This window comes from Porticoccus sp. GXU_MW_L64 (genome assembly GCF_052983295.1).
In genome coordinates, this window is sequence record NZ_JBRKJK010000018.1 from 1 (window position 1) to 15630 (window position 15630).

At 52.4% G+C, this 15630-nt stretch carries 17 protein-coding genes and 1 tRNA gene; 7 read left to right on the top strand and 11 right to left on the bottom strand.

Annotation, left to right across the window (positions count from 1 at the left end):
- The first annotated feature begins 134 nt into the window (after positions 1–134).
- The 5 genes from ACVBEJ_RS12935 (at position 135) to ACVBEJ_RS12955 (ending at position 2908) form a co-directional block, all read left to right on the top strand.
- Positions 135–311, top strand: a complete 177-nt coding sequence (locus tag ACVBEJ_RS12935) for a tyrosine-type recombinase/integrase (protein WP_447130106.1) — start codon at positions 135–137, stop codon at positions 309–311.
- A 182-nt stretch (positions 312–493) separates the two neighbouring features.
- The gene (locus tag ACVBEJ_RS12940; RefSeq protein ID WP_447130058.1) at positions 494–790 is read left to right on the top strand and encodes a hypothetical protein; all 297 of its coding nucleotides are present in this window, start codon (positions 494–496) and stop codon (positions 788–790) included.
- A gap of 6 nt (positions 791–796) precedes the next feature.
- On the top strand, positions 797–1393 hold the full coding sequence (locus ACVBEJ_RS12945) for a hypothetical protein (RefSeq protein WP_447130059.1): 597 nt from the start codon (positions 797–799) through the stop codon (positions 1391–1393).
- A 91-nt stretch (positions 1394–1484) separates the two neighbouring features.
- Entirely contained in the window at positions 1485–2573 is a 1089-nt protein-coding gene (locus ACVBEJ_RS12950) for an RHS repeat-associated core domain-containing protein (RefSeq protein WP_447130060.1), read from the top strand.
- The gene (locus ACVBEJ_RS12955; RefSeq protein WP_447130061.1) at positions 2573–2908 is read left to right on the top strand and encodes a hypothetical protein; all 336 of its coding nucleotides are present in this window, start codon (positions 2573–2575) and stop codon (positions 2906–2908) included. The genes ACVBEJ_RS12950 and ACVBEJ_RS12955 overlap by 1 nt, the downstream gene beginning before the upstream one ends.
- A gap of 103 nt (positions 2909–3011) precedes the next feature.
- Here ACVBEJ_RS12955 and ACVBEJ_RS12960 read toward each other — a convergent pair whose 3' ends face one another.
- Entirely contained in the window at positions 3012–3311 is a 300-nt protein-coding gene (locus ACVBEJ_RS12960) for an integrase core domain-containing protein (protein WP_447130062.1), read from the bottom strand.
- A 155-nt stretch (positions 3312–3466) separates the two neighbouring features.
- Positions 3467–4546 carry an integrase core domain-containing protein gene (locus tag ACVBEJ_RS12965; protein WP_447130063.1) on the bottom strand — a complete coding sequence of 360 codons (1080 nt, stop codon included), beginning with the start codon at positions 4544–4546 and terminating at the stop codon, positions 3467–3469.
- Positions 4547–4946: 400 nt separating this feature from the next.
- Between ACVBEJ_RS12965 and ACVBEJ_RS12970 the strand changes: the two genes are divergently transcribed.
- Entirely contained in the window at positions 4947–5129 is a 183-nt protein-coding gene (locus tag ACVBEJ_RS12970) for a helix-turn-helix transcriptional regulator (protein ID WP_447130064.1), read from the top strand.
- A 6-nt stretch (positions 5130–5135) separates the two neighbouring features.
- On the opposite strand, the gene ACVBEJ_RS12975 is transcribed toward ACVBEJ_RS12970, so the two are convergent.
- From ACVBEJ_RS12975 to ACVBEJ_RS13010, 8 genes are all read right to left on the bottom strand, one after another.
- On the bottom strand, positions 5136–6338 hold the full coding sequence (locus ACVBEJ_RS12975) for a tyrosine-type recombinase/integrase (RefSeq protein WP_447130065.1): 1203 nt from the start codon (positions 6336–6338) through the stop codon (positions 5136–5138).
- Positions 6339–6513: 175 nt separating this feature from the next.
- A tRNA-Phe gene (locus ACVBEJ_RS12980) sits at positions 6514–6589 on the bottom strand.
- A gap of 87 nt (positions 6590–6676) precedes the next feature.
- A complete protein-coding gene (locus ACVBEJ_RS12985; RefSeq protein ID WP_447130066.1) occupies positions 6677–6949 on the bottom strand; it encodes an oxidative damage protection protein in 273 nt (90 codons plus the stop codon).
- On the bottom strand, positions 6946–7998 hold the full coding sequence (gene mutY, locus ACVBEJ_RS12990; protein WP_447130067.1) for an A/G-specific adenine glycosylase: 1053 nt from the start codon (positions 7996–7998) through the stop codon (positions 6946–6948). Before mutY ends, ACVBEJ_RS12985 begins: the two co-directional genes overlap by 4 nt.
- Positions 7999–8167: 169 nt before the next feature.
- A complete protein-coding gene (locus ACVBEJ_RS12995) occupies positions 8168–10270 on the bottom strand; it encodes an AsmA family protein (RefSeq protein ID WP_447130068.1) in 2103 nt (700 codons plus the stop codon).
- A gap of 183 nt (positions 10271–10453) precedes the next feature.
- Complete coding sequence (locus ACVBEJ_RS13000; RefSeq protein ID WP_447130069.1) at positions 10454–12505, bottom strand: TonB-dependent receptor; 2052 nt, start codon at positions 12503–12505, stop codon at positions 10454–10456.
- Between the two features lie 92 nt (positions 12506–12597).
- Positions 12598–12957, bottom strand: coding sequence for a hypothetical protein (locus ACVBEJ_RS13005; RefSeq protein WP_447130070.1), 360 nt, complete (start codon positions 12955–12957; stop codon positions 12598–12600).
- Positions 12958–13212: 255 nt separating this feature from the next.
- Complete coding sequence (locus ACVBEJ_RS13010) at positions 13213–14112, bottom strand: radical SAM protein (protein ID WP_447130071.1); 900 nt, start codon at positions 14110–14112, stop codon at positions 13213–13215.
- Positions 14113–14178: 66 nt separating this feature from the next.
- Between ACVBEJ_RS13010 and ACVBEJ_RS13015 the strand changes: the two genes are divergently transcribed.
- A complete protein-coding gene (locus ACVBEJ_RS13015) occupies positions 14179–14730 on the top strand; it encodes a GNAT family N-acetyltransferase (RefSeq protein ID WP_447130072.1) in 552 nt (183 codons plus the stop codon).
- A 38-nt stretch (positions 14731–14768) separates the two neighbouring features.
- Here ACVBEJ_RS13015 and ACVBEJ_RS13020 read toward each other — a convergent pair whose 3' ends face one another.
- On the bottom strand, positions 14769–15560 hold the full coding sequence (locus ACVBEJ_RS13020; RefSeq protein ID WP_447130073.1) for a universal stress protein: 792 nt from the start codon (positions 15558–15560) through the stop codon (positions 14769–14771).
- Positions 15561–15630 lie beyond the last annotated feature (70 nt).

Here is a 15630-nt window from a genome sequence, read left to right on the forward strand (position 1 = left end):
CACATCAACGAGAGGAGAAAAAAGCTGGTAAGAGAAAAACCAACTAGGCCATAATCTGGCCTTCCAGGTGGGTCAATTTTAGATGCAAAACCTGGGTCAAATTTGGGTGCAATTTAACACCTGGAGCCTGCAACCTGTTCAGGCACTCCACGGCGACACTGATGCATGAGAATGGCGCGGATATCCGGGTGGTGCAGGATATGTTGGGCCATGCGGATATCTCGACGACGCAGATATACACTCATGTGGCCATCAACAGATTGAAGGAAGTGTATGCACAAACTCACCCAGCTGCTCAGACACAGTGTTAAGACCAATAAGCCGGGCGGACTTGAGCTGCCCGGCTATGTCTAAGTCGCTGTATAATTTGGCCTTTAAAAGGTATTCGTGTGGCACTGGAGTGATTTTGAGTTTATCAGCGGGCTTACTGGCTGCTGAGTGAACAGGTATGGATTGGAAGTGTACGACAAATGGCGTACAATAAGGATTGAGTATGGGATTTAAAGATGCCAAAAGGCAGGTTCTTGGATGCTTGGCGAGCGGTAGCGTTTTGCACCAAGAGCGAGCAGATATTGATATCAAGAACCTATTGGCCACTGGCCAAGTATCACTTGATGAAGTGTCGGATATTATTGGACGATCCAGGGGCAGCGACTATACGTCCAGCTCCCACCACCAAGTGGAAGATATCGATGTGCACATTGTTCAAACCCGCCACGGCGGCGAACAGTGGTATATCAAGTGGTACTTTGTTGAACCCAATAGTGTATTTATCAGTGTTCACCATTGAGGATTTATGATGAAGATTTTCAAAGTCGGTGACTCCCAGAAGGCGATCTGCGAAAGCTGTGGGTCACTTGAAAATGCCACCTTTGCTTTACGAGATGTTCCGTTTAGTGATGGCAGTGGCATGGTAAAAAATGTTTTGGTCGGTGTGTGCGACCGGTGTGACGAGGTAAGTGTTTTGCCGCACCAATCCATGCCTGTCGTTAAGAAGCAGTTAGAAGAGCAGCGCAAACCCATTGAGAGTCGGGTGCCTGCACACATGCTGGATATTTTGAACTTGGCGTCAGCCGAGATAGGCGTATCTCCAGACTTTGTGCCATATATCATGAAGTTTTACATTCATGGGCTGGCTGCTGATGAAAAAGCAGCCCGTAACATGGCTAACTATATGACCAGTGAGTTGGCTACTGGTAAGGCAGAGAAGCGCCTGTCTTTGAAAGGCCGCAAAATCTATGAAGACCTGAGCCTGCTGAAAGCTATTTCAAATATCAGTAGCACAACAGAATTGATTAAAAGCATCATTCTAAAAATTAACGATGACATTCTGGTCAAGAAAAAGCCCAGTCCGATCAAGCAGCTAAAAAACATCGCAGCAGCAGTTGCGTAGCAACCATACCTTTTAAAACGTAGCTATTCAGAAAATACTCTTGGAGGTTTCTTACGATATAAGACACCCATCATAAAGCGTACGCATCCATATGAATGGGCGCATTTACGATCCGAAGATTGCGCGGTTTTTGCAGGCTGATCCGTTTATACAAGAGCCGACGTATAGTCAAAGCCTGAATAGATATGCTTACGTTTGGAATAATCCACTCAATTCTATCGATCCGAGTGGCTATGAACTTGTGACATTGGGCGGGTTTGTGAAATTTGTCATAAGCTCTTTAATAGCAACGGCAATAGCAAATATTACATATAAGGCTCCAATACCTCAGCAAGTCATAAGAACTCTTGGGCTACCAAGCGGCTCCTTCAGCAGTGGGATTTTCGGAACTATAGGCCGGATTTTTACACCTTCAGATGAATACAATATTCTGTATATTCAAGGACAAGGTTCTGCATCGGATAAATCAGAGGCAGGAAGTTATTCTGAAGAAACTGGAGGTAAGTATGCGAATGGTACGATCACCGTTTCTTGGGGTTATACGGAACAACCCAGTTCTGAAACCGAAGTTCCTTGGTGGCAAAAAATTATAGATGTATTAGGTGCCCCAGGAAGAGAAGGTTTTGAAAGGGCCGCTGCGAGAGAACCAGTAGAAAATCGCGACATATGGCAAGACGGACCGATGGAAGATCGTCGGATTCGAGAAATGTCTGTAGAGAATCAAAAAGCCATTGTTGAGATGATGATGGTGGGTTCTACGTTCGCTGGTCGAGAGGCTGTATTTATAACAAGTACGCTAAGAAATTCATCTAGATCTACTTTAAATAAAGCTCTACGCACTATAGACGAGGCACCAGTGCCTCGCCTATTAAGCAATAAGGAAGTAAGGGATTGGTATGTTAAAAATGTCCGTGAAATTGGAAATAGAATAAATAAAAATGCATCTACGGTAGAGCAAGCTCTAGAGGCCTACCAAATGAGAACCGATGTTCGTACGACAGCTCGAATGCTTATGAGGGATAGGGAGCTTGCGAGGACTCTCCCAGAAATGCCGTCACTTGCGGATATAGTCCGTAGAAAGTACGAAAAAGGGTTGCGTGGCGATGATTTATGGAGAGATGTTATTAGGTCAGCTCAAACTCCTAATGCGAATGTGAACAAAATTTTTGGAATAGAATAGTGCGATATAAAAAAAGGTTGTCAGGCGGGAAAATAAAGATATCGGTTTTAGGCTGGGGGGAAGGTATTAAAGACATACAGGAATCAGAGTCGTGGGGATTTTTTGAAAAAATAAGTAACGAAGTTGTCAATAATTTTGCAACTAAATTTTTGAGCAAAAATGATGGGCCTGATTCTAGTCGCTGGTCGTGTGCTATAAATGAAGTCTTGGTTTTTTTAGAATTTGATGATCTTCTAGGAACGACTATAGTCTTTGATTCTGACGGGGATGGCGAATTAAAAACTTCAGATGATATCTGTGATTTTTTGGGGACTCTTAAAAAGAATCCTTCTTGAAGGGGACCGAAAAGGGGACTGCCCGAAAAGGGGACAGATTTATTTATTGCGGAAATCCTGCTAGTCTGTTGTCAGTTTGTCGTGTCCCTGGCGAATTACTAATTCAAGACGAAGTTGGCAATTGAAAAAGCCCTCGACAATAACCTTTCCACTCAAAGCCGTCCAAGCTGGAGCGGTTGAACGTCGTGGTAACGGGCGTTTTCCCGTTTAATGAATCGTGAGCACGGTGCAGGTTGTAGTAATCCTGATAATCTGCCAGCTTTCTCTCAAGGTCATGTACATTCCAGAAGAAGGTGTGATCGAGCAACTCTCTTCGAACACTGCCAATTAACCGCTCCACAAAAGGATGCGACATCGGTGCGTAAGGAATGGATTTGATTTCTTCAATATCCCGTATACGCATTAAAGGGGTCAGAGCCCTTTAATATATCCGCTGCCTTGTTTTTATTGTTTTTATCACTGAGAAAATCCCACCCAACACCCCGCCAGTGATCTGCCGGGGTGTTATTTTTGGTTTGTTGCTGGCAGGGGATTACCTGTCCCTGGCGAATTACTAATTCAAGACGAAGTTGGCAATTGAAAAAGCCCTCGACAATAACTTTTCCACTCAAAACCGTCCAAGCTGGAGCGGTTGAACGTCGTGGTAACGGGCGTTTTCCCGTTTAATGAATCGTGAGCACGGTGCAGGTTGTAATACTGCTGATAATCCGCCAACTTATTCTCAAGGTCATGCACATTCCAGAAGAATGTCTGATCCAGAAGCTCCCGCCGAACACTGCCAATCAGCCGTTCCACAAATGGGTGCGACATGGGTGCGTAAGGAATGGATTTGATTTCTACAATGTCTCGTATTCGGAGGTTGGCTTTCCATTGATGATATTGAAACAACGGGTCGTTATCCGAGCTCAACCGCTGAGGCAGATTTTTTCCTGAAGCAATTCGGTTAAACAGTCGGCATAGGGCCGGGCCATCTGGACTACCTTGGTGGGCGGCGAAACCAACAATACGGCGGGTGCACTGATCCATCACCACCAATACCCAATGGCTTTTCAGATGAATGGATTCACATCGAAACAAATCCAGGCTCCACAGGCTGTCTTTGGTGTGGCCGAGTGTCGTTAACCAAGATGGGCCTTTGTTTTTTGGGTCAGACTTGTAATGTTTGGTCAGTATCCGGCGTACCACGTCTTTATCAATACTCAGCCCAAATGCCAGATTGATCTGCTGGGCAATACGTGGGCAGCCAAAGCGGGGATTACGCAGTTTGATGTCAATGATGGCTTGTATCAGATTTTGGTCAGGGCCTTTGGGGCCGGGTTTCTGTATGTTACGTTGGTTGGAGAAGAGTAAATGGTATTTGCGTTGTACTAGGGCTTTATGAAACTTCAAAAGGGTTGCAGGCCGGATGACTATGGAAGCCCTTGCCAACCGTCTGTGGCTTAAAAACGATGCCAAGAAGCCCAGTAGGCCTCGGTCTATTGTTGAAAGATTTGGTGCTCTTTGCTGAGTTCTGCGATGAATCAACAATTGCTGTTTTAGCAGCAGGTTTTCGGCTACGAGGGTTTGATAGCCATTTGGTCTGGCCAAACGAACAAGCATTCCCAGCAGTTGAAATAGTAATGTTAGTACATTCTTCACGGCAGAAAGCCTAACTGGCAGATCTTGCTGATTCAATGGGAGAGTATTAGAGATTCGATTAACTGCCGGATTTTTGCCGGGATGAGTAATGCTTGGTTACACTCCGTAGTGTAAATTGCAACGAGCGATTCCACTTTAAAGTTAATAAAAACAATGATTTAAGATGTTTTTGGTGGGCTTTTAACCAGCTGGTCGTGTGCCGAAGTTGCGCATGAGTCATCGGTTTTTCTTTCAGAAAATAGCCAGTTAGGTCAAAAGGCACGAATGGTTTTCTGTTTGTAGGTTTTTAGCGCTGGATATTTGCCTATATTTTCTTTCTTCACATTCAGGTTTATTCAATGATGTTTGTTTAGGCTCAATTGGGCAGCATAAGGTCTCTTAATGTAATTATGGAGTCACCATGAGTTACCGAATTTTGAGATTGAAAGATGTGCAGCAGATGACAGGCCTTTCCCGATCAACGATTTACTTGGAAATAGGTAAAGGCAATTTCCCAAAGCAAGTGAAGCTGACCGGCTCTCGTTCTGTTGGTTGGCATGAAAGTTCAATTATTGATTGGATTGAATCAAGGCAGAAGGCCTGATAAAAATTACCTTCGCTGTTTCTCCCGAAGCTGGTCAAGGTAGTTCGCCCAGCCCTGCATCATTTCTTGCCTCTGTGGTAGATGCTTAGTGCGGTTGTATGCGCGGCCCAATGCGTCTTTTACTTGATGGGCCAATTGGTGCTCTATCCATTCCACACGATACCCAAGCTGCTCGTCCAAAATTGTTCGGGCAGTAGCTCGAAAGCCGTGGGCGCAATGCACACTTTTGGTGTTGATTCCCATATTCTGTAATGCTTTGTTGATCGTGCCGTTACTCGCATGATGTGTACGCCGTTTGCTTTGGCTGGGAAAGACGTATTTGAAATTTCCGGTTAAAGGGTGCAGGTCTTTGAGGATTGCGACTGCCTGGTGCGGCAGTGGCACTATATGAGCCAGCCTCATCTTCATTCTGTCGGCAGGCAGATGCCATTCTGCATTTTCCAAGTCTATTTCTTCCCATTCCATAGAAATCATCTCGCCAGGTCGCTGAAACAGCATGGGGCAAAGTGCCAATAGTGAACGGACTATATGGGTGCCTTTGTATTGGTCAATTAACACCAATAGCTCGGCGAGCTTGGCAGGCTCCGTAATCGCCGGGCGATGGTTTGTCGCCTTGGGGGCCAGCGCGCCTCGTAAATCCTGAGCCGGATCATGTTTACAGCGCTGTGTAAGGCGGGCATAACGGAAAATTTGCCCTGCTACTTGCCGTCCATGGTGGGCGGTTTCCTTGGCACCTCTATTTTCAACACGCTGCAAAGTGGCCAATAGATCTAAAGCGGTAATATCCGCTATGGGGGTAGAGCCGAGCCACGGGAATAGGTCGTTCTCTAATAATGCGAGCCGCTTCTTGGCAGTCGTCTCCGCCCAGGTTGGTAGTTGTTTGGCATACCATTCCAAGGCAACTGCTTGGAAGCTGTCGTTATCTGAATTGTTCTTGAGAAGTTTCTGGGTGCGTTTTACAGCGCTGGGGTCGATGGTATCAGCTAACAGCTTTCGGGCATTATCGCGCTTTTCGCGGGCTTCTTTCAGGCTAACTTCCGGGTAGACGCCATAGGCCAGCCGTTTTTCTTTACCGTTGAAGCGGTACTTGTGTCGCCAATAGCGGGAGCCGTTAGGGTGAATTTCAAGGTATAGGCCCTTTTCGTCACTCAAACGGTAGATTTTTTCTTTCGCCTTGGCCTTCTGGATGGCTATGTTGGTGAGCGCCATGTTGCCTCCAATTGGGGGCATATCTTATTTGGCTGGTGATTGTGCCCCTGTCCATGCCCCCAGAATGGGTTGGATTTGGGGGCATTAAGCTGGATTGCTATGGACTGAGTATAAACTAAAAAGCCCCGCAGTGCGGGGCTTTCAAGACGATTCTGGATGTTTTAAGAATCTTGTTTGGTGCCCAGAGACAGAATCGAACTGCCGACACGAGGATTTTCAATCCTCTGCTCTACCGACTGAGCTATCTGGGCTTGGATGGTGTCCCGCACTGCGAGAAGGCGCGTATTAAACCCGCTCATCTCTCGGTCGTCAAGCGGCAGGGGAAGAATTTTTTGCGCTTATTCAGAGGGCGGTATGTAGCCTTCGGCGGCGTCGTAATTCTGGCCGGAGAGGAAGCGGTCGCGCTGCTCCGCCAGGTAGTTGCGGGATTCCTTGTCCATCATGTTGAGGTGCTTTTCATTGATCAGCATGGTCTGGTGGTTGAGCCATTCCTGCCACGCCTGCTTGGATACGTGGTCGTAGATGTCTTGCCCTTTGGGGCCGGGGAAGGGCAGGGCGTCCAGCCCTTGCAGTTCCTGATTGTGCTTGCGGCAGTGTACAGTGCGGCTCATGGGGTTACCTTTTGAAGTTGGTTCAGCAGTCGGGCAATGGGTGCGGCGGTGCCCAGGGTGAGTTCTGTGGCAGGGTTATACCAGACCTGCCGCTGCGCTTCCATGACCTGAGGGGTTGCGGTTACCTGCACATGGATGGGGGTGTAATCCAGGTGGTAGTGGCTGAAGGTGTGGCGTTGGGGTTCTGTCGCCTCCCAGTCCAGGGGCTGACATTGGTAGCGGGCGCAGACGCTGCCGATGTCTGCGGTGGTTTCGCATTCTGGCAGGCTCCACAAGCCGCCCCAAATTCCTGTTGACGGGCGTTTTTCCAGCAGAATGTCGCCGGCGTTGTTTTGCAGGATTAACAAGCAAACCTCCCTGACCGGTTTTTCTTTCTTGGCTTTGCGGTGGGGGTATTGGCTGGGGTTGCCGCCGGCGTAGGCGGTGCAATCGCTTTGCATGGGGCACAGCAGGCAGGCGGGCTTGCTGCGGGTGCAGAGAGTGGCACCCAAATCCATTATCGCCTGGGTATAGTCCGCCACGCGTTTTTGTGGGGTGAGCTTGTCTGCCAGTTGCCACAGCTGGTTGGCCACTGTGGTGGTACCAGGGTAGCCGGCAATGGCGCGATAGCGGGTGAGCACCCGTTTGACGTTGCCATCCAGAATCACCGCCCGTTTTTTAAAGGCGATAGCACGAATGGCGCCAGCGGTGGAACGACCAATGCCTGGCAGCTCCGACAGTTGTTCTACTGTGTCGGGGAATTCGCCGCCCTGTTCTGCCACCACCTGTTGCGCGGCTTTGTGCAGGTTGCGGGCGCGGGCGTAGTAGCCGAGGCCGGTCCAGTGGTGCAGTACGTCGTCCTGGGGTGCAGCGGCCAGTGAGTGCACATCCGGGAAACGCGCCATAAAACGCTGGTAGTAGGGGATAACCGTGGCTACCTGAGTTTGTTGCAGCATGATTTCCGATATCCACACCCGGTAGGGAGTAATGTTCTGCTGCCAGGGCAGGTCGTGGCGTCCGTGCTGGTCGAACCAGGTGAGCAGGCGTTGGGCGAATGGGCATGTCGGCATAGGCTGGTTGTTATTCTTTGCGTAGCGAAGAATTCTGGATTGTATCTCAATAGAGATCCTTCGCTGCGCTCAGGATGACAGGTTTGTTGTGGTCAGGGTGATGGGGTCGCTGCGCTCAGGGCAACGGGTTTGTTGTGCTCAGGAAGACAGGTTCGTTGCGCTGTTTGCGTTAGCGCTTTTTCAGCAGGCCTTTCAGCAAGTCTTTGAGCTGGTCTTTAGTGTCTTTGGGGGGTGTATCTTCGCGGGCCTGTTCGCCCTCTGGGTGTTGTTCGTCTGTGCCCAGCAGTTTATCCAGCAGGCGGCTTTTTTTGCTTTCGATCAGTGTGCGCGCCATCAGGTCTACCAGTGCGTTGCTGACAACTCCGTTGATGTTATCCACAGGGCCCTTCAGGTGCAGGGGGATATCGCGGTTCTGGATGGACTTGCTGCGCAGCACGCAGCCCTGTTCGCTGGAGGTGGCACCGTTGATGTTGAACACCAGACGCATGTCCATTAACCCTTGCTGCATGTGCAGGTCGCCCTGGCCGCGCAGCGCCACATTGCCAACGCCGCTGGTAACGCTGTTCAGGGTGAGGGTGTCGCCGTTGAGGGCAAAGCGCCCAGCGGTGGTGTTGAAGCGCGTGCCTTGGGGCCAGCTCTGCGGCTGCTGGTTTTTGTCACCGGCCACGGCGCACAACTGCTGCTCGATGTTGGTGGCGCTGTAGTGTGAGTCGTTGAGTACAAAGCGGCCATTGCCTCGCAGGTTGGCGCTTAGGGCCTCGCCGCTGTTGCCCTGGCTGGAGCCGCTGAATTGCAGGTCACCACGGCCACTGAGTTCATTGAAGTCCGCCACTGACGTGAGGGCGGTTTCCATATCCACGTCTTTGGTGTCTATGGCAAAGGTCAGTTGTGGCTGTGGCCGGGAAAGGTCAATGCGGGCATTGGCCTGCAGGGTGCCGCCAAAACCGTTGGCGGAGGCGTTGGCTACTTCCAGTACCTGGCCGTTGCCAAAGCTGTTGATTTGCAGGTTGTCCAGCTCAATACCCTGGGCGATCAGCTTGTCCAGGGCGATTTCTATTTGCCCGCGACCACCTTGCAGTAGCGCCAAAGGTGCGACCAGGGGCGCGAACAGTGCTGGGTTGGCTGCCTGGTCGGTACCGTCGTCACTGTCGATGTAGTTGTCCAGATTGAGAGTGGTGCCTTTGAGCAGAGCTTTTATATGGCGCTGTTGGGCGAGTGTGGTATTCAGGCTGCCGGTGAGGGCGAAATCGTCTAGGGTGAGAACAAGGTTATCCAGCTGATATTGGTTTGCGGCAATGCGGAAGTCACTGCTTAGTCCCAGGTGTTTGATATTGGTTGTGGGGCTGTCGGTAGACAGACTGTCCAGTAGTGGGCCTGGGTTAAACGGGGGCAGATTGAGGGTGCCTGCGATCTGTGGTGTCTGGCTCAGCTGTTCGATAACTGCGGACAGGGACAGGGGAATGCCGTCCAGTTCCAGTTTCAGGTCGGGCAGGGAGAGTTGATCTTCGCGCAGGTTGAGCTGGGCATTGAATGCTCCGCTCAGCTGGTGGTCGCCATAGGCCTGGCTGGTGAGGTGCAGGTTGATTTTGCCACCATTCAATGCGATCTGTTGCAGGTTGTCGTTGCTTACCTGGCCGCTGAATTGCAATTTCAGCTTTTCCGCTATCCCCGGTAATGCGGTGGTGAATGCCAGGTCAAAGGGAAATGGCCGGTTAACCAGGTTGACCTGCTGGCCGCTGATGTTCAGGTTGCCAATGCGCTGTTGCAGTACGCCGTTTTCCAGCAGCTCCAGGGTGCCGTTATTGATGCGTAAGCTGTGAATGGCAAACGGGCTGCCGGAGTTGTTGTTATCTGTTGTGGTGGAGGCAGAGGCAATAGGGGCGGAGGCGATGGCTCCTGCCTGCTGACTGGCGTTGCTGTCGGTTAGTTCAAGGCGAATCAGTGGCTCGTCGATGGTGACTTTTTGCACCACCAGTTCACCTTTTACAAGGCTGGCCAATTCCAGTGCCAGGTCTGCCTGGGCGACCTGAATATCGGGAATATCTATGCCGCCAATGCGGGTGTCAGCGGCACTGATGGCCACATCCGGCCACAGCTGCCAGCTCAGGTCGCCGTCAATATTCAGCTCTATCTGGTTGTCTTTGGCCAGTTGCTGCAGCTGCGGTTTGTATTGATTGGGGTCGACCACAAACAGCAGTATGGCAACGCCGATCACTGCCAGGGTCGCAAGGCCCAGTACCAGGCCAAGTAGCCATTTAAAAAGTGCTTTCACAAGGTTCTCCCATCAATGGCGTGAGTGTAACCAATTGGATGCGCTGACAGTGTGAAAGTTTTGCAGGGTGGGGATATTGGGGTGCCGTGGCTGTCAAATTTGTCATTCTGAGTGCAGCGAAGAATCTCTACACCGGTTTGAGGTACGAGATCCTTCGCGGGGGTCAGACAGAATGGCGAGGGATCAAAACTCTATTCTCACTCCCAACTCAAAGCTGCGGCCAGCCTGGGGTGCAAATTCCCTGAGGAATGAAGTGGCATCGCGAATGTCTTCATCCAGCAGGTTGCTGCCCCGCAGGAACAGGGTGTAGCTGGCGTTACTGCCATCGATCAGGTAGCTCAAGCTGGTGTCCACGCGGCTGTAGCCTGCGGTGGCTTCTTCGCCTTCACCGGGGCGGTCCTGGTCTTGCACTTCGGTCCAGCTGAGTTTGGCTTTCCAGTTGTTGGCGTCGTACGCCAGCTCTGTGCCTATGCGGGCCGGGGTGATGCGGGGAATGTCGCCGCCGGCATCCAGCTCGGCGCGCACGTAGTCGCCAAACAGATTCAGGGTCAGTTGTTCATTGAGGGCAATGTTCAGCTCGGCTTCGGCGCCCTGGAAGGTGGCGTCTTGCTGCAGGTAGTTAAACACCGGCAGTTCGTCCATAACGATGCCGCTGTCGCTCAGGAAGATAAAGTCGCTGATGTCGTTGTAGAACAGGAAGGCCCGCAGCGTGACCGCATCGCTGTGATAGTGGTAACCCAGCTCGTAGTTCAGGCTGGCTTCTTCAGTCAGGTTGGGGTTGCCCGATTCAAACACGCCGGTGGCCAGGTGAGGAACCTCGTCGCTGGAAAACAGTTCTTCCACGCTGGGGCCGCGCTCGGCGCGGGTCAGGCTAAAGCTCAGGTGCTGGTTGTCGGTAAACAGCCATTGGCTGGCGGCAGAAGCGGTTGTGGTGGTGTGCGAGGCGGTGACGCCGGTGTCGGAATCAATTTCCTGACGTTCGGCGCGCAGCCCCAGCTCGAAATGCCAATCATCCCGCTGCAGGTCCTCCAGCCAGAACAGGCCGTAGTTGCTGATATCGGCAGGTGCGACAAAGGCTTCGTCGCCCACGGCGGCAAAATCCGTCTGCTTGAATTGCAGGCCAACGGCGCCTTTCCAGTCGCCCCAGGGCTTGTGTACCAATTCCAGGCGGCCTTCAAAGCCCTCGTTGTCAAATACGGTGCCGGTTTCTTCACCTTCCAACTCAATGTGTTGATAGTCGTTGTAGGCGAAGCTGAAGCTGAGTTCTTCAACACTGCTCCAGGGATTGTTGACGCCGGCTTTCAGGCTGTAGCGGGTCTGCTCCAGGTCGATGCGGATGATTTCTTCTTCCTCCTCTTCCTCTTCTTCGCCTTCTTCCTCTTCGTGGCCGTGGGCGCCGGGGGGAATGCCGTAGTTGTTTTCCAGGCGGCTGATGCTAAAGCCTACAAAGCTGTTTTCGCCCACCCAGGAGAGGCCGCCGGTGACGCTGCTGGTGCTGGCGTCGGAGTTGTCTACAAAACCGATGGTGGTTTCTTCTTCCTCCTCACCTTCTTCGTGTTCTTCTTCCTCGCGCAGGGCTGGGCCGTCGATTTCCAGGTTGTTGCTGCTGCGATACAGGCCGTCCAGGTGCCAGGCAATATTGCCTTCGCCGCCGTCTACCTTGAACACCAGGTTGTCACCACTGTTGGCGCTGTTGTGGCGCAGTTCGATGGCGGCTTCTGTGGATTCCGGTACCGATTCGGGAATGCGGTTGTCGATAACATTCACCACACCGCCAATGGCGCCGTTGCCAAAACGCAGGGTGGATGGGCCGCGCAGCACTTCGATGCGCTCGGCCAGCAGTGCCTCGGTGCCATTGGCGTGGTCCGGGCTGGTGCTGGAAACATCCAGGGTGTCGATGCTGTTTTGCAGAACCTTGACCCGGTTGGCGCTCTGGCCGCGAATCACCGGTAAGCCGACACCGGGGCCAAAGGAGGCGGAGCTGATACCCAGCTCGCCCTGCAGGGTTTCCCCCAAAGTGGCGGCGGCTTGCTCGCGCAGTTCGTCACCGCTAAGTACGGAAATACCCTGGATCACTTTGTCTTCGTCGCCGTGTACCGGGGATGCGGTGATGATGACTTCTTCGTCGATACTGAATTGTGGTTGTTGAATGTTCTGTGCGAATACCTGACCGGGTATGGTGGCGCCTACGGCCAGAGCCAATAGTGATTTGTTGGCAAGAATAGTTTGTTTCATGGTGCAGCCCTGATAATAAATGGTGTGGCCTGACCGTTAAGGGACAGGCGAACGACGGATTGGCCGTCAAATTGATACAGAAATGGACAAAATCAGGCAGGAAGGGGCGGCCCTCTGGCCTCAAAATTGGCCTGGAAAGGATTCAGTCGCCGGGTTCTGAATAGGCTGGCAGTTGGCGTTGTGATGAGTTGGTGACATGTAATGTCTGTCACTGCCAGGTAGCACTTGCCCATATCCGCCATAAGGCACAGCGAGCAGTGTGCGTTGGCCGGGTTGTGGTCTGTGGCTGCAGAGCCCTGATTGCCTGGGCAGTGCTGGCCGCTCAAATACTGGCCGCTTACATGCTGGTCGATTGTATGGTGGCCGGTGCAGTGGTGTTCGTCTGCGATGTGGATATGGCTGGCGGAGGCGATACTGTTGAGCGTTAACAGGCCGGTGAACAGCCACAACACACCCGCTTTCCAGGGCTTTACCTGGAGCGTTCTCGCAGATTTGCGTGTTGTTGCATGTTGAAAGTTGCTGTTCACGATGGTCGGTTGCTTGCAGGGGGAGTGCCGGGGGGCGCTTTAACGGGGCGGTTATTGTGCACGAACACCCAAAAATATCAAATGTTATATCATAACATTTGATATTTTTGGGAATGGGTGGAATTGCCGAGCAGGGGTACTGGATCGATTATGGCGTTGAGGCTTATTCGGGATTGTGGCTTAACCGGGAGTGCGAGCTGCCTGAAAGCGCGTGGTATCTAACGCCGGCAAACCGCCATGGCTCAGGCCGAGCTTATGGCAGCACAACTGGAAGCGCTGTTGCACCATACGGGCGAATTCCTGGGCGCTGCTGCTGAGGTTAGCCTGGCTGAGATGGAAAATGCGCTCTGCTTGTTCTGGGTAGTGGCGCTGCAGCCATAGATCAAACTCTCCCGACAAGTCTGTGGGCAGGTTAAGGTATTCGTAGCCAGCGGCGATGGCGCCAGCTTGTTGGGCGGCGGTGAGCAGAGCCTCCATCTCGGCGTCGTTGACCACGGGAATCAGCGGCGCAACCATGGCAGCTACAGGAATGCCGACAGCGGATAATCGGCCGATGGTTTTCAGGCGTGCCGCTGGCGATGAAGTGCGTGGCTCAATTTTGCGACTCAGCTGGCTATCCATGGTGTGCAGGCATAGCTCAACGGTGCACAAACGTTGTTTTGCCAACTGAGTGAGGATATCCAGGTCTTTTACAATCAGGTGGCTCTTGGTGATGATGTGTACCGGGTGTTTGTGAGCCAGTAGTAGTTCAAGTATCTGCCGGGTAGTGGCCAACTGGTTGTCGTTTACCCGGTAAGGATCGCTCTTTAAGCCCAGGGTAATGGGCGTTGGGTGGTAGCCAGGGCGGTTCAGCTCACGGGCCAGGCGCTGTTGTGGTTGGCTTTTGTCCAGCAAGGCATTCACCGGGTTGTGGCAGTGATGGCGCACCGACTGTTTGATTTGAGTGGTATCACAGAGCTGGGCTTGCTGCTGAAGCCGGGGAGAGGTGAATGGCTGTGCCATGGTCGGTGCGCTAGTGGGGCCAAACAACTGACGCAGAAATCCGCTGTGTTTGGGGGTACTCCGATGGCTGATAAACATGGCGTGCTCTCCTGACTTTCTGTTGCTGCTTTTAAAGGCAGTTAATACTGTATTTGTGTACAGTTGATGTGCACTGTATATGAATACAGTTTAAAGGTAAACCCCGGATTGACCCTGATGAGCAAAGGCGGCGAGCAGAGAAAGCGAAATGAACATAAAGGCAATGGCCATTGTTATTCTGTTGAACACGGCAGCGAGGCCTACAACAGCGCGGTACAGCTGCGTTACGAAGTGCTGCGCAAGCCCCAGGGTTTGGGGTTTAGCGATGCCGAGCTTGAGGCTGAAGCGGATTCTGGCCACCTGGTTTGTGAGTTGGCTGGCAAGATTGTGGGTTGTTTGGTACTGGCGCCCTGGGAGCAGGATGGTGTCAAGTTAAGGCAAATGGCTGTGGCGCCCGAATATCGCGGCTGCACCATTGGCAGCCAGCTGGTTCAGGCCGCTGAGAAATGGGCCGGTGACCATGACTGCAGTGAAATTGTGTTGCACGCCCGCACCAGCGCCGAGGGTTTTTATAAAAAACTGGGGTTCAGTGCTTCCGGCGAAATTTTTATGGAGGTTGGCCTGTCGCATCGGGTTATGCGGAAAACATTGAATGTATCCCCGCCTGAGCGGGGATAATACTCGGGCAGCCAGCCGCAAGAGGCCCGCTGCCGTCTTTACACCAACATCATCACGTCCTGAGGCAGGTCGCGAATAATCTTCTCAATGGTGTTGCCACGCAACGCACCTTTAAGTCCGGTACGGCGTTGGGTGCCCATCAAAATCATATCGGCGTCGATGTCGTTGGCTACGCGGGGGATCACCTGGTCCGGGTCGCCTTGCTGTATGTGAATGCGCTCGTTGGGCACATCCGCCAGGCGAGCGATGGCGCTGCGGTCGGGGAAGCGCATGGAGTCACTGTAGCAGTTCACCAGATGCAAGTCGGCGTTGTAGCGCTGTGCCGCCCATTGGCCGCGGGATGCCACGGTTTGGTTAAGCTGCTGGTATTTGCTGTCTTGCACTTTAATGGCCGCCAGCAGCTTTTTGCGGGGGCGATTGTTTTCCGGGCGAATCAACAGCACTGGGGTTTGGGCGTTGCGCAGGAAGTTCCAGCGGTCGTCGTTCAGTACTTTGTCGTTGCCGTTTTTGTAGAGCGGCAACATCACCAGATTGGCTTGGTACTTTTCCACGGCGTTGTGCAGCACCTGTGGCAGGGAGGCTCCCCAGCCCAATTCCAGCTGGTATTCCACCTTGTCCTGAAACGCCATGGACATCAAACCGCTGAGCCAGGCCTGGCCCTTGGTGACCGGTTGTTTGGCCAGGTCGTCGGTATCCGGGGTAACCAGAATCACCAGCCGGGAACGCTCTTCCGGCTTACGGATTTTGGCGTTGGCAATGGCGCGGTCCATCGCCGGGTGGGTGTCTTGTTGAGGGTCGACAACGACCAGTACAGTTTCTTGGGCAGACATGGCGGTCACTCCAGTGGGGTAAAAGTTGGCGTCATTATAGGAATCGCCAAACCACCGAAACTGATCTGGA

What these genes read in the sequence shown, in the direction of transcription:
- ACVBEJ_RS12940 (WP_447130058.1), top strand. Translation starts at nt 494, where the DNA reads ATGGGATTTAAAGATGCCAAAAGGCAGGTTCTTGGATGCTTGGCGAGC.
- ACVBEJ_RS12945 (WP_447130059.1), top strand. Translation starts at nt 797, where the DNA reads ATGATGAAGATTTTCAAAGTCGGTGACTCCCAGAAGGCGATCTGCGAA.
- ACVBEJ_RS12950 (WP_447130060.1), top strand. Translation starts at nt 1,485, where the DNA reads ATGAATGGGCGCATTTACGATCCGAAGATTGCGCGGTTTTTGCAGGCT.
- ACVBEJ_RS12960 (WP_447130062.1), bottom strand. Translation starts at nt 3,311, where the DNA reads ATGCGTATACGGGATATTGAAGAAATCAAATCCATTCCTTACGCACCG.
- ACVBEJ_RS12970 (WP_447130064.1), top strand. Translation starts at nt 4,947, where the DNA reads ATGAGTTACCGAATTTTGAGATTGAAAGATGTGCAGCAGATGACAGGC.
- ACVBEJ_RS12975 (WP_447130065.1), bottom strand. Translation starts at nt 6,338, where the DNA reads ATGGCGCTCACCAACATAGCCATCCAGAAGGCCAAGGCGAAAGAAAAA.
- ACVBEJ_RS12985 (WP_447130066.1), bottom strand. Translation starts at nt 6,949, where the DNA reads ATGAGCCGCACTGTACACTGCCGCAAGCACAATCAGGAACTGCAAGGG.
- mutY (WP_447130067.1), bottom strand. Translation starts at nt 7,998, where the DNA reads ATGCCGACATGCCCATTCGCCCAACGCCTGCTCACCTGGTTCGACCAG.
- ACVBEJ_RS13000 (WP_447130069.1), bottom strand. Translation starts at nt 12,505, where the DNA reads ATGAAACAAACTATTCTTGCCAACAAATCACTATTGGCTCTGGCCGTA.
- ACVBEJ_RS13010 (WP_447130071.1), bottom strand. Translation starts at nt 14,112, where the DNA reads ATGTTTATCAGCCATCGGAGTACCCCCAAACACAGCGGATTTCTGCGT.
- ACVBEJ_RS13015 (WP_447130072.1), top strand. Translation starts at nt 14,179, where the DNA reads ATGTGCACTGTATATGAATACAGTTTAAAGGTAAACCCCGGATTGACC.
- ACVBEJ_RS13020 (WP_447130073.1), bottom strand. Translation starts at nt 15,560, where the DNA reads ATGTCTGCCCAAGAAACTGTACTGGTCGTTGTCGACCCTCAACAAGAC.